The sequence below is a fragment of the Bradyrhizobium sp. WSM3983 genome (assembly GCF_000473045.1).
Lineage (GTDB): Bacteria > Pseudomonadota > Alphaproteobacteria > Rhizobiales > Xanthobacteraceae > Bradyrhizobium.
Genome location: NZ_AXAY01000006.1, coordinates 77045 through 89331 on the forward strand (window position 1 = coordinate 77045; position 12287 = coordinate 89331).

Genomic DNA, 12287 nt, shown 5'->3' on the forward strand with positions numbered 1-12287 from the left:
AAGCGGCGGCTCAATGCCTGTCGCCGCCGTGGCCGTCGTCATCGTCGTGGAAGTCGTGGTCGCCGCCGCGGCCGAAGCCGGGATCGACGCACGCAAAGTTCGCCGCATCGCTGGTCAGGCCGCTGCCCTTGTATGCGGGAATCCTGGGATAGACGCAGAGCGGCCGTGTGCCTCCGGTCGGGAAGTTCTGCGCAATGCGCGGATCGAACACGCCGCCGGTCGGGTAGGGCGAGGTGGTGTTGGTGTTGGCCGCGACGATGCGTTCCGGCGCGATGCCGTTTTCGACCCAATCCGTGATCGCCTTGAGCTCGTTGGTCGCGAAGCTGGTCGTGGCTGCGCCGCCGCCGCAATGGGCCATGTTGGGCACCATGAACAGCCGCGCGAAATCGGTCGCGTGATTGTCCATGCGCTGGTTCATGTGGCGGTACCAGCGGGCGATCGCGGCGCCCGAGAAGATGCCGTCATTGACCGAGGACGAGATGATCAGCTTGCCGCCGCGCGACCTGAACGGATGCAAATCGGTGGCGACCGCCGCCATGAAGTCCATCGCGCTTTCCGGATAGGCTGCCGTCTTGGTGAAGATTTTCGGCGCGTCGGTGTCGAAATTGAATTTGAACACGAAGGCTTCCTGGCCGTTCGGTCCGTTGACGGGCGTGACGACAGGCGGCGTCTGGAAGATCATCGGGATCGCGCCGGCGCCGAGCGTCAAATTGATCGCCGTGTTGACACCGGGCACTGGGGCCGTGACGACGTTCCAGAATTGCCAGCCTGCGCCCGGCGCGGTGGGCGGCGTCCAGATGCCGGCATCCCAGAACCAGTTCGAATAGAGCCGCTCGCCTTTTGAATTGACCGGTCCGGCGTAGATCTTCTTGAGCACGTCGACCTGCGGGCTGGTGAGGCAGGTGCCGCCATGCGGCGTGCTGCCGTGCGAGCCGGTGCCGCAGGTGTATCTCGCGAGTGCCGGATAGACCTTCTTCGCCGTGCAGGCGTGGTAATTGTCGACGATGCCGTCGACGAGGCCATCGAGCGCGTCGCAGGCGCTCAGGATCGCAGCCGATGCCACCTGAAGGTCCTGCTGCGGGAACGTGTCGGGAATGTACGGCTGGCCGTTGACGTCCTTGCTGGTTGAAAGCGTGCCGAGCACCTGCTCATTCCAGGCTTCCGCGAGGCCCGCCTGCGGCAGGTTGAAGCCCGGGTTTTGCGAGATCACGCCGTCGAACAGCCAGGGCGATCGCTGCGACGCGACCATCGCGTCGCGGCCGCCGTTCGAGCAGCCCATGATGTAGGAATAGACGGTGTCGAGGCCGTAGAAATAGGAGATGATCTGCTTGGCGGTCGTCGCGGTCTTTTCGATGCCGTTATAGCCGTAATCGCGGCGTGCCTGCGCGTCGATCGCGAAATGCGCCGAGCCGCCGGCATTGGCGTCGTCGTCCTGATAGCCGCCGACCACATTGGTCGCACTGTCCTCGTGGCCGCCGTCATCGGCCGCGACCGCCCAGCCCTGGCCGAGCTCGACGCCGGCGGCGCCCTGGGGATCGCTTTGCAGGCTGCCGTCGGTGCCGCCGCCGCCAATCATCTCGAAGCGGCCATGCCAGGTGTTCGGCAGATTGAGCGCAAAGCCGATGCCGTAGGTGAAGTGATCGGGGTCCTGCGTGGAGACGCGCTTGTTGATGATGCCGATCACGTTGCAATAGCCCGACTTCTGCGTCGCGCTCAGGATCTGCGTGTTCGGCAAAGTGAGGCCGGTGAGGGCGATACAGGACGAGCGCGGGGCCACGCCGCTCGGCGGCAGCCCGTGGGCCGTTGCCTGCGGGCCAAGAGACGCCCATGTGGCGATGATCGTCGAGGCGAGGAAAAGTCGTTTCATGTCATGCCCTCCCAGTTTCAACGTTGATGATTGAACGAAAGCGCCCGACGCGCCGCCGGCCGGCGAGGCGTCGAGTGGTCAGAAACTTTTTCGGAAACGCTGTTGAGAAGCATGCGCGCGCGGGCGATGAGCCACCACGCGGTTTCGGCTGCGCACAAAACCATCCAGCCGCGCTGCGCTATGGCACGCGGATCGTCGTCCACCCCTGATGACGGCACGGACGTTCGCTCCCCTTGAACCCACTCGCGGTACGGCAGGCTTTCACGATCCTTAGGCGAGCGATGTTGCTGTGTCAACATGACGCGATGCGCGATATTGCCATGCAACCTGTCGTGGAAGCTGCATGCGCGAGGACGGGATTCCACTCGACTTCTCGATTCGACCGCGTTGCGTTAGACTCGCCGTTCGAATCCTCAGGACACAGCCGGTGCTTCTGCGCCGGCTTTGCGAAAGATGCGCGTCGATGCAGCCAGGCAAGGCACGGGTGAGGAAACGGATCGCGCGACCGCGGCGGGCGCCACGTGTGACAAAGCCATCGCGATCGGCGCCGCGTATCGCATCCGGCACGAAGACGGCTAAGGTTAAGCCGCTCGCCCTCGGGGACCTCTCGCAACTGCTGGGCTACAGCATCCGCCGCGCGCAGCTCTGGATCTTCAGGGAGTTCAGCCGGCAATTGGCGGCCTTCGAGATCAGTCCTGCCCAGTTTTCCGTGCTCTGCGTGATCGACGCCAATCCCGGCGTCAACCAGCTCGCCGTCGCACAGCTTCTGTCGATCGAGCGGGCCGGGCTCGGCAGGCTGGTGGATCATCTGGAAGGCCGTGGCCTGGTGCGGCGGACTGCGTCGGCAATCAACCGCCGCTACTACGTGCTCTATTTGACCGAGGCCGGCACGGCGCTGCTGAGCCGGCTGAGGCCGGCGGCCGCAGAGAGCGACAAGGCGCTCGCAGCCAAGATCGGGCCGCGCGCCTACAAGGAGTTGCAGCGGGCGCTGTCGATCTTTGTCGCCGACGCCTGAACGATCCCCGGCGCCACGTCGCGGTGAGCACGCTTTGCTTTGCCCACCTTACAGGTTCGGAGCGCGTCGTAGCCCCACGGAGATATTAACCGGCCATTAACCATATCGGCGGCATCGTTAACCATTCAATAACGGGGAACGAGTCGGCCGCTATGGAGGCTGCAGCAAAAGTCCAACGCCAAATGGTGCGCCTGCGCGGGCGCTCCTACGTGGCCTTCGTGTTCGTGCCGACGGTCCCGATCCAGGACTGGCTGCTGGAGATCGACGCCACCATTGCGCGCTCGCCGGGCTTCTTCGCCGGCCGCCCCGTGGTGGTCGATCTGTCCTCGGTCGATCTCAGCCAGTCCGGCATCGGCCATCTGCTCACCAGCCTGCAGGACCGCAACATCCGCGTGCTTGGGATCGAGGGCGTGGAGGAAGTGCGGCTGACGCCCTCCATGCCGCCGCTGCTCTCGGGCGGGCGCAGCTGCGTGATCGAGCCGAGCGCGCCCAAAAAGCCTGAGGCGAAGGTCGAGACCAAGCCGACCTCGCTGCTGCTGGAGGCGCCCGTGCGCTCCGGCCAGACCGTGATCTTCCCCGAAGGCGACGTCACCATTCTGGGCTCGGTCGGCTCCGGTGCCGAAGTCGTCGCCGGCGGTTCCATCCACATCTATGGCGCGCTCCGCGGCCGCGCCATGGCGGGCGTGAACGGTCACACGAGCGCGCGCATCTATTGCCAGAAGATCGAGGCCGAACTGCTTGCGATCGATGGATTTTATCAGACTGCCGACGACATCGATGCGGCCTTGCGCGGCAAGCCGGCGCAGGCCTGGCTGCAGGGGAATACCATGCGAATTACAGCACTGAACTGACCAGCAAAGGAGACATTTCAGATGAGTAAGGTACTGGTCGTGACATCAGGCAAGGGCGGGGTCGGCAAGACCACGACGACCGCCGCGCTGGGCGCTGCGCTCGCGCAACGCGGCGACAAGGTCGTCGTCGTCGATTTCGACGTCGGCTTGCGCAACCTCGACCTCGTGATGGGCGCTGAACGCCGCGTCGTGTTCGACCTCATCAACGTGGTGCAGGGCGTGGCCAAGCTGCCGCAGGCGCTGATCAAGGACAAGCGGCTGGAGAACCTCTGGCTGCTGCCGGCTTCGCAAACCCGCGACAAGGACGCGCTGACGGAAGAGGGCGTCGGCAAGGTCATCGACGACCTGCGTAGCCGTTTCGACTGGGTGATCTGCGACAGCCCGGCCGGCATCGAGCGCGGCGCCTCGATGGCGATGCGCTTTGCGGATGAGGCCGTGATCGTCACCAACCCAGAAGTTTCTTCGGTGCGCGATTCCGACCGCATCATCGGCATGCTCGATTCCAAGACCGTGCGAGCCGAGAAGGGCGAGCGTGTCGAGAAGCACATTCTCATCACCCGCTATAATCCCTCGCGCGCCGCGCGCGGCGAGATGCTGACCATCGACGACATCCTGGAAATCCTCGCAACGCCGCTGCTCGGCATCATCCCGGAGAGCCAGGACGTGCTGCGCGCCTCCAATGTGGGCACGCCGGTGACGCTGTCGAACGCGGAAGGTGCACCCGCGCGGGCCTATATCGACGCAGCGCGGCGGCTGTGCGGCGACACCGTGCCGATGCAGGTGCCGACGGAGCGCAAGGGCTTTATGGATCGTCTGCTGCGACGGAGGGCTGCATGAGCATGGGTCTGCTCCGGCTTCTCCGCGGCAACAAGGCCTCTGCACCCGTCGCTCGCGAACGGTTGCAGATCCTGCTTGCCCACGAACGCGGCCTGCGCGGCCAGCCCGATCTGCTCGGCGTGCTGCGTGAGGAAATTCTCGCCGTCGTTTCCAAGCACGTCATGCTGGATCCGACCAAGGTGATCGTGCGGCTCGAGCGCGGCGACGAGGTCTCGACCCTCGAGGTCGACATCGAGGTGCCCAACGATTTCGAGCGCAAGAAAGCGGCGGTCGCGTAGGGGACGCGACTGAGGACGGCCCATTTGGGGTGGGTGAGAAGGCGGTCCGCTGGGCATAGCGGGCCGCCTTTGTTTTTGCTGGTGCTCAATATCGGCCGATGTAATCGGCCGCGGGCGGAACGGGATTTGCGGGCAAATCGTTGTCTGGGACCCGCGGAGCGCCGAGCTGGGCGCCGCGGTATCCTCAAGCCGGAGAGCGCCCATGATGTCCGAGGTTCAGGTCCACACCGTCGCGCGGCAGATGCTGGAACGGCACGGTTTCGCGGCGATCGCGAAGGCTGCAGAGCAGGCGCAGGCCTGCGAGGGCCGTGGCGAGGCCGACGAGGCCAAGGAATGGCGCCACATCGAGGACGCCATGAAGATCATCCGCGGTCCGCATCAGAGCTGATTCGCCGGAACCGGATTAGCGCTCGCCTTGGTCGACGCCAGGCGGAGCCGGCTTGTGCCGCGTCTGCGGCTGTTCGCGCTCGCCGGTCTCCTTGCAGGGAAGCTGCTCCCACGATCCGTCCGCAGCCTGCTGATAGGCGCTGCAGGACGACGAGGCCGCCTTGTCCTCGCCCTTCTGGGCATCGGAATTCTTCGCGACGGCTGAGGCGGTCAGCGCGGCGCTGGCCGCGAGAGCACCGGCGAAAACGAGATGGGCAATTCGCATGGGGGTCTCCTGTTCGAAGAAGCCGCATGCTGGCGAGGATTGTGACGATTGTTGGCCGCGGCGAGGGTTCCGCCGCGGTGTGCTTAACGCTGAGGGAGTGCCTAGCCGCCCTTGCTGCGGATCAGGCCGGCGAGATTCGTCTTCTGCTTTTCGCACCAGTTGCTCATGCCGAGCCGGCGCTGGTCGAGGTCGGTCGTCTGAGTCGCAACTGCGACCTCCGCCATAATGTCGTCGGACTGCTTCTCGCCCATCTTGCCGCCGGTGTGCATCCAGGCAATGGCCTTGCGCACCTGCTCGGTGGTGCCGTCGGGAAGCTGCATCTGCTGCGCCTTCTGCACCAGATCCTGGTAGGCGACATCCGTACCCGGGCACTGGACCTTGGCGGCGAAGGCCTGCAAAACCAGTGTCACATAGGTCGAGCGCGGATGGTCGTCAGCCGCTTGGGCTGGAGCCGCAATCAGCAACAGGCCTGCCATCAGCAAAGGGGTGCGCATCCTTGGTATCTCCTCCATTTTTTAGGAGGCTAGCGCCGGGCGGGCCGCTCCGCAATGGTCGCCGGCGCCGATTGTCGCCCCTTCGTGAGGTGCGCTAGATTGAGTCGTCCTTGAGCCGTCCCTGGTCCCGGAGAGCGACAGGAGCCTGTTCAGCGCACCGTTGGCGAGGCCAATGACCTCGTTCCGATGGTGCTCGCCGTGTTTAGCGGCGCCAGGCGGGCACGGGATCGAGTGGCGTGCGATAGACCTCGTTGTGATCGCGATCGGTGACGCGCACGGCGCAACCCTTCCGCTGCAACTCAGGCTTCACCTGCGACAGCTCGGTGGCGAGCTGAACGGCGCGATCGGAAGCAACCTCGATGTCTTCGAGGATGATCCCGCCCTGGTTCTTGAACTCTTCACCAACCACGAGATCGAAGGAATAGTAAGGCATCCGAATTCCCCGGTGCGTGACGATCCAAAATTCTCAAACGAAGCCTTCAACGGAAGTCTTCAAAACATGCTGGATCATACCACTGAGTCGATATCTATCCGATGAACGGAGCGCGCAATCTCTGTGCTTATGGCGCAGAAATGATGTGCAACGCTCGAGCGCATTAAGATTTTATTAAATATGTCGGCCTGATCATAAGGTATGGAATTGCAGCAGAACCGGGCTCCGGGAACCGGCAGCTGCAAGAGAAGGCCGGCGGCATAGATCCCGACGGCCTTTTCTCTTTGCGAACAGCGACGCATCACCGTAGTTGCACGGACTCACATCATCACATCGAGTCGGACAGTTTGCGTTGTCGTTTGATGCAGACCTAGTGCAGCGGCATCGGCGGACGCACGATCGGTCCGTCATCATCGGCAACAGCTTGCGTCGTCGCGACCGGTGGTGCCACCGGAGGCGGGACCGCGGCAGCCTGTGAAGGCGGCGGCGGAGGTGCAAGCGGCGCCGGTGAATAAGACGGCACGTAGGTGTGCGATGCGACCGGCTTCGGTTTGCGAACCGGCGGCGGCATCGGCGCCGGAGCGCGCGGCGGCAACGCAGACACGCGCGCACGCGGATCGACCGGCGGTTTCACCTCAGCGACCGGCTTTGACGCGGACGGCTTCGCCATCTCGCGGACCATCTGCTCCTGACCAGCCTTCAACTCGGCGATGTTGGCTTTGAGCTGCTCGATCTGCTGCGCCATCGCGGCGATGTCGCGCGTCATTGACTCCACTGTTTGCGTGGCATCGGGTTGTGTCGCTGCGGGCGCGGCAGCGGCGGTCACAATCGGTGCTGCTGGCGCCGCGGTGGTTTGGTCGGTGGTCTGATCCTGTGCTACGGGCGGGGCCTCCTGCGCGGCTGCGACCGGCGCTGTCTGCGACGTCGAAGGCAGCAACGACGCAAGCGCCGGCGTCCATTCGGCGAGCAGCTGGTTTGCTGTGTCGCCGTGCTTCTCCCAGGCGATAGTGGCAGCGGCGCTGCCGCCCGCAAACAGAAACGTGACGAACGCACCACGCAGCCATCTGCCGGCGGCCGATCGCTTCGGCCGGCCGTGACCGTCGCTGGCCGTCACGCGCACGGCGGTGTCGACCGAGGGCGGTGCCGCTTGCGGCTCCAGGACAGGAGTGACCTTCGGCTCCGGAAGAATTTTGGGCTCCGGCATGAACTTCGGCTCCGGACGGGCCGTGAACTCAGGTGCAAGCCTCTTGAATTCCGGTGCAAGCGTTGGCGCCTCGCTGCTCAGGCGCGAAGCCTGCACCACGTCTGGCGAAATTTGCACGGCGTCGTGCGGATCGTTGTCTTTCATCGTGTCCTTCACGATCTCATCGACGATCTGCCGGCTGTTCAACGTTGCGAGCATCGCAACTCCTATGAAGCGCTGGTCGTCCGCATTGGCGCGAGCCGATCGATTGAATGGCCCATCTCGAGCCCGAAGTCGCACGAGTCCAGCCGGGTTTGACCAAAGCAAGGCGAGGCGATGGAGACACTGCGACGTCTTCTGCTGTTTGTGGTGATGGAACCAGGTGTGCCGAACACGGGCACGTGTTCCGGGCTGCCTTGTTTTCAGCACGATTTGGGCAGCATCTTGTGGCGCTGGGGGCGCTGCTATCCGCTATCGGGGGGCCGGCGGTGCCAAAATCTCTACTCGCTTTGTTCGTGGTCGCCATGCTGCCGCTCGGCGGCTGCATGCAGACGACTCTTTCGCCGTCGACGGATGCGAGCATGACCGCGCGCGACCGCCAGTTGCTCGCGCATACGCCGTACGCCCAGGCCAGCGTGCCCGAGCAATATCTCCGCCACATCGTTGATTATCCGCGCAAGGAGCAGCCGGGCACGATCCTTGTCGATACCGACGCGCGCTACCTCTACTACGTGTTGCCTGATGGCAAGGCGATCCGCTACGGCGTCGCGGTCGGCGAGGAGGCGATGGCCTTCTCGGGCGTCGCGCGCGTCGGCCGTCTGGCGGAATGGCCGGACTGGGTGCCGACGGCAGAAATCCAGGCGCGGCTCGGGCCGTATCCGGCGCGCGTGACCGGTGGCCCCGCCAATCCGCTGGGCGCACGCGGCATCTATCTCTATGTCGGCAACAAGGACACGCTCTACCGCATCCACGGCACCAACCAGCCGGAATATATCGGGCAGGCGATCTCCTCGGGCTGCATCCGGATGCGCAACGAGGACGTGATCGATCTGTTCGATCGGGTGAAGCTCAACGCGACCGTCGTGGTGCTGCCGCCCGGACACAGCGCGCAGGTCGAGACGGGGCCGAGCTGGCGCGGGTGAGGCAGCCGATCTGACCTGTTGCTGTCGTCGCATCACCAAAGCTTGAATGATGGGCCGCGTCGATCGACGAGGCGGGCGCTGCAAAGGTGAGCTGCTTCACAGGCGCCTGGCGCCATTGGCGCTATGTCTCAATGGCTCGTTGCCATTGGAGGCATCATGCAAGATTTCATTGATCATTTGAATGAGAACGACCGGCGCGTTGTACGCAAATGGCGTTGGGCCACGCTCGGTTTCTACGGATCGATCCTGGCCGGACTGGTGCTGTACGCGGCGCTGCATTGGAATCCGGAGGTGAATTACGCCTCGGTCGATTCCGCGGCCCACGCCAAGCTCGCGGGCGCGTCAAGCGGTGGCGGACGCGCGCCGTTCGCGCCTTAATTGTCAGGCCGGGCGATGCGCCATTGCAGCGTCGTGGCGTTGCCGTTGGCATCGCCTGGCGCCTTGTCGGCCGGTGAGGTGTAGAGCGGGCGATAGCGATACGCCCACATCTTGCTGCCGTCGTCACGGTCGATCACGGTGAAGTCGCCAATGGCCTTGGCCTCGGCGGTCGCGGCGAGCGGGACCCAGCTTTCGGCGCACTTGCCGTTGCAGGTCGACGTCTTTCCGGTGGTGTCGCGCTCGTAATGGTAGAGCGTCATCCCCTTGAGGTCGACGAGCCTGGGACCTTGCTTGGTCAGGATCACCTTCGCAGGCGAGGTCGTGGCCTCGGGTTTCGGCGGAGGAGGGGCCTCGCCGCCGCCGTGGCCGTTCGCGAGCGCATGTCCGGCGGACAGCGCGATGACTGCGGCGGCAATGACGAACCTGAACATCCGAAGCTCCAAACCGGCAAAGTTAATCGCGCGTTAAGCGCAGAATTAGGGGCGACGGTAGCAGCCGAAGGTTAGTTCCTGGTTTCGCGACACTGCGACAGATACGGGCAAAAACTACGGGGGTAGGCTCTTTTATGTTGACGCGTTTTCTTGACGCGAGCCGGTATCCACTTCGCTGGAAAACGCTCTAGCCCTCGCGCAAGGGCGCGCGGCTGAGCTCGTTGCAGGCGGCGATGGCCTTGTGCAGCAGCCGCATCAGCTCCTCGCTCTCCTTGGCGCTGAGGCCGCGTAGCATGATCTGCTGGGCGGAGTCGACGGCCGGCGTGATCTTGCGCAGCGTGCGGCGGCCCGCGTCGGTGATTTCGAGCTCGCGGGCGCGGCGGTCGCGACTGCTCGCACGCCGCTCGGCGAGGCCCTTCTGCACGAGGCGATCGACCACGCCGGTGATGGTGGTCCGGTCGTAGGCGATCAATCCCGCGAGCGTGACCTGGTCGAGTCCCGGATTGGCCTTGATGGTCGCAAGTGCGGCGTATTGCACCGGGGTAAGGTCGAAGCCGGCTTCGCCGACTTCGGTCAGGAATACTGCCACCGCAATCTGCTGGAATCGCCGCGCCAGGTGACCGGGCATGTCGTTGTTGTCTTTCAACGGATTCTCCGTGAGGGCGGCGACGGTGGGCAATCGTTGACAAGTATACTGATAGTCAGCATACTGAGCAATATCGAACAAGACGTCAACGGGAGAGGTGCTCATGCAATTCCATCTCAATGGATTCCAGCCGGGCGACCCCGAAATCGCCGATCCCGCCGAGCGCGTTCAGGCCTCGGGCGCTATCGGCGCCGTGCCTGACGAGGTCGATGTCCTCATCGTCGGCTGTGGCCCCGCGGGGCTGACGCTCGCGGCCCAGCTCGCGCAATTCCCAGATATCAAGACCTGCATCGTCGAGCAGAAGCCGGGCCGGCTCTCGGTCGGCCAGGCCGACGGCGTCGCCTGCCGCACCATGGAGATGTTCCATGCCTATGGCTTCAGCGAGCGCGTGCTGAAGGAAGCCTATTGGGTCAACGAGACGACGTTCTGGAAGCCGGACGAGCGCGCGCCGGAGAACATCGTCCGCAGCGGTCGCGTGCAGGACGTCGAGGACGGGCTGTCGGAATTCCCGCACGTCATCCTCAACCAGGCGCGCATCCATGACGGCTTCCTCGACGTCATGCGCAAGTCGCCGGCCAAGCTCGAGCCCTATTACGGAAGGCGTCTGCTCGACCTCCAGGTCGATGCGGCCGCGGGGCCGGTCGACCATGCCGTGACCGTGCAGCTCGAACGCGTCGATGCGGCGAACGCGGGCAAGGTCGAGACGATCAAGGCGCGCTACGTCGTCGGTTGCGATGGCGCGCGCAGCACGGTGCGCAAATCGATCGGCCGCGAACTGCACGGCGACTCCGCCAACCACGCCTGGGGCGTGATGGACGTGCTGGCGGTGACCGATTTCCCCGATATCCGCTTCAAGGCCCTGATCCAGTCGGCGAAGGACGGCAGCCTTCTCATCATTCCGCGCGAGGGCGGCTACATGGTCCGCCTCTATGTCGAGCTCGCAAAGCTCGACGTCGGCGAGCGCGTCGCCAACCGCAACATCACGGCCGACGACGTGATCGCCAAGGCGCAGCGGATCCTTACGCCGCACAAGCTCGAAGTGAAGGAGATCGCCTGGTGGTCGGTCTACGAGATCGGCCAGCGCCTGACCGACAAGTTCGACGACGTGCCGGAAGCCGAGATCGCGACGCGGCTACCGCGTATCTTCATCGCAGGCGATGCCTGCCATACCCACAGTCCGAAGGCCGGGCAGGGCATGAACGTCTCGATGCAGGATGCCTTCAATCTCGGCTGGAAGCTCGCCGCCGTGCTGCGGAAGCAGAGCGCACCGAGCCTGCTGCATTCCTATTCGGCCGAGCGGCAGGCGGTGGCGAAGGAGCTGATCGATTTCGATCGTGAATGGGCAGGGATCCTGGCCTCGGCCGCCAAGGCAGGCGGCGCAGACGCAGCGAAGACGCAGGACTATTTCGTCAGGCACGGCCGCTACACGGCCGGTACTGCGACGCATTACACGCCGTCGATCCTCACCGGCGAAGCCTCGCATCAGCATCTCGCGCAAGGCTTCGTGATCGGCAAGCGCTTCCATTCCGCGCCTGTCATCCGACTTGGCGACGCCAAGCCCGTGCACCTCGGCCATGCGGCGCAGGCCGATGGCCGCTTCCGCATCTATGCGTTTTCTCCCGCTGAGAATCCCGCGGCGTCAAGCTCGGCCATTCGTGCCTTGTGCAATTTCCTCGCCGAGTCCCGGAAATCACCGACCCGGCGATATACGCCCGTTGGAGCCGACATCGACGGCGTGATCGATCTGCGCGCGGTGTTTCAGCAGGATCATCGCGATCTCGCCATCGAGGATATGCCGCCGATGTTGCTCCCAGGCAAAGGCCGTTACGGCTTGTACGACTACGAAAAGATGTTTTGTCCGGACGTCAAGGGCGGCCACGACGTTTTCTCGATGCGCGGCATCGATCGGAAGACCGGTTGCATGGTCGTGGTGCGGCCGGATCAATACGTCGCGCAGGTGCTGCCGCTCAGCGATTTTGCTGCGCTCGCTGCGTATTTCGACGGCTTCATGTTGCAGGTGAGATGAGGTTTATCCGCCAGCGCCTTTTGGCCGATGAATGGCGGATGAATATTGAACTCG

General features: G+C 64.4%; 16 protein-coding genes. 8 read left to right on the plus strand and 8 right to left on the minus strand.

Translation table 11 applies throughout. The features are described from left to right. Nucleotides 1–10: 10 nt before the first annotated feature. Together YUA_RS0111550 and YUA_RS49905 are read right to left on the minus strand one after the other, a co-directional pair. Nucleotides 11–1867: a tannase/feruloyl esterase family alpha/beta hydrolase gene (locus tag YUA_RS0111550; protein WP_027530834.1), complete on the minus strand. Its 1857-nt coding sequence runs from the start codon at nucleotides 1865–1867 to the stop codon at nucleotides 11–13. A 17-nt stretch (nucleotides 1868–1884) separates the two neighbouring features. Next, complete coding sequence (locus tag YUA_RS49905; RefSeq protein ID WP_156947095.1) at nucleotides 1885–2232, minus strand: hypothetical protein; 348 nt, start codon at nucleotides 2230–2232, stop codon at nucleotides 1885–1887. 158 nt (nucleotides 2233–2390) lie between these two features. On the opposite strand from YUA_RS49905, the gene YUA_RS0111555 reads away from it, so the two are divergent. The 5 genes from YUA_RS0111555 (at nucleotide 2391) to YUA_RS0111575 (ending at nucleotide 5236) form a co-directional block, all read left to right on the plus strand. Continuing rightward, complete coding sequence (locus YUA_RS0111555; RefSeq protein WP_245285143.1) at nucleotides 2391–2882, plus strand: MarR family winged helix-turn-helix transcriptional regulator; 492 nt, start codon at nucleotides 2391–2393, stop codon at nucleotides 2880–2882. A gap of 152 nt (nucleotides 2883–3034) precedes the next feature. Continuing rightward, a complete protein-coding gene (gene minC / locus YUA_RS0111560; protein ID WP_027530836.1) occupies nucleotides 3035–3733 on the plus strand; it encodes a septum site-determining protein MinC in 699 nt (232 codons plus the stop codon). Between the two features lie 21 nt (nucleotides 3734–3754). Next, nucleotides 3755–4570 (plus strand): septum site-determining protein MinD, encoded by an 816-nt coding sequence (gene minD / locus YUA_RS0111565; RefSeq protein WP_027530837.1) that lies wholly within the window; start codon nucleotides 3755–3757, stop codon nucleotides 4568–4570. After that, complete coding sequence (gene minE / locus YUA_RS0111570; RefSeq protein WP_027530838.1) at nucleotides 4567–4848, plus strand: cell division topological specificity factor MinE; 282 nt, start codon at nucleotides 4567–4569, stop codon at nucleotides 4846–4848. The genes minD and minE overlap by 4 nt, the downstream gene beginning before the upstream one ends. Nucleotides 4849–5050: 202 nt before the next feature. Continuing rightward, entirely contained in the window at nucleotides 5051–5236 is a 186-nt protein-coding gene (locus YUA_RS0111575; RefSeq protein WP_027530839.1) for a hypothetical protein, read from the plus strand. Between the two features lie 15 nt (nucleotides 5237–5251). On the opposite strand, the gene YUA_RS0111580 is transcribed toward YUA_RS0111575, so the two are convergent. From YUA_RS0111580 to YUA_RS0111595, 4 genes are all read right to left on the minus strand, one after another. Then, entirely contained in the window at nucleotides 5252–5500 is a 249-nt protein-coding gene (locus YUA_RS0111580) for a hypothetical protein (protein ID WP_027530840.1), read from the minus strand. Between the two features lie 101 nt (nucleotides 5501–5601). After that, nucleotides 5602–5994 (minus strand): hypothetical protein, encoded by a 393-nt coding sequence (locus tag YUA_RS0111585; RefSeq protein WP_027530841.1) that lies wholly within the window; start codon nucleotides 5992–5994, stop codon nucleotides 5602–5604. A gap of 202 nt (nucleotides 5995–6196) precedes the next feature. Then, complete coding sequence (locus YUA_RS0111590; protein ID WP_027530842.1) at nucleotides 6197–6427, minus strand: hypothetical protein; 231 nt, start codon at nucleotides 6425–6427, stop codon at nucleotides 6197–6199. Between the two features lie 370 nt (nucleotides 6428–6797). After that, on the minus strand, nucleotides 6798–7829 hold the full coding sequence (locus tag YUA_RS0111595; RefSeq protein ID WP_027530843.1) for a hypothetical protein: 1032 nt from the start codon (nucleotides 7827–7829) through the stop codon (nucleotides 6798–6800). A 305-nt stretch (nucleotides 7830–8134) separates the two neighbouring features. Between YUA_RS0111595 and YUA_RS0111600 the strand changes: the two genes are divergently transcribed. Together YUA_RS0111600 and YUA_RS0111605 are read left to right on the plus strand one after the other, a co-directional pair. Then, nucleotides 8135–8752 carry a L,D-transpeptidase gene (locus YUA_RS0111600; protein ID WP_371259880.1) on the plus strand — a complete coding sequence of 206 codons (618 nt, stop codon included), beginning with the start codon at nucleotides 8135–8137 and terminating at the stop codon, nucleotides 8750–8752. A 156-nt stretch (nucleotides 8753–8908) separates the two neighbouring features. Then, on the plus strand, nucleotides 8909–9130 hold the full coding sequence (locus YUA_RS0111605) for a hypothetical protein (RefSeq protein WP_156947096.1): 222 nt from the start codon (nucleotides 8909–8911) through the stop codon (nucleotides 9128–9130). Here the strand turns inward: YUA_RS0111605 and YUA_RS0111610 are convergent. Continuing rightward, a complete protein-coding gene (locus tag YUA_RS0111610) occupies nucleotides 9127–9561 on the minus strand; it encodes a hypothetical protein (protein WP_027530846.1) in 435 nt (144 codons plus the stop codon). The genes YUA_RS0111605 and YUA_RS0111610 overlap by 4 nt on opposite strands. 187 nt (nucleotides 9562–9748) lie before the next feature. Continuing rightward, nucleotides 9749–10207: a MarR family winged helix-turn-helix transcriptional regulator gene (locus YUA_RS0111615; RefSeq protein WP_027530847.1), complete on the minus strand. Its 459-nt coding sequence runs from the start codon at nucleotides 10205–10207 to the stop codon at nucleotides 9749–9751. 103 nt (nucleotides 10208–10310) lie between these two features. Between YUA_RS0111615 and YUA_RS0111620 the strand changes: the two genes are divergently transcribed. Next, entirely contained in the window at nucleotides 10311–12233 is a 1923-nt protein-coding gene (locus YUA_RS0111620) for an FAD-binding monooxygenase (protein ID WP_027530848.1), read from the plus strand. Nucleotides 12234–12287: the final 54 nt, after the last annotated feature.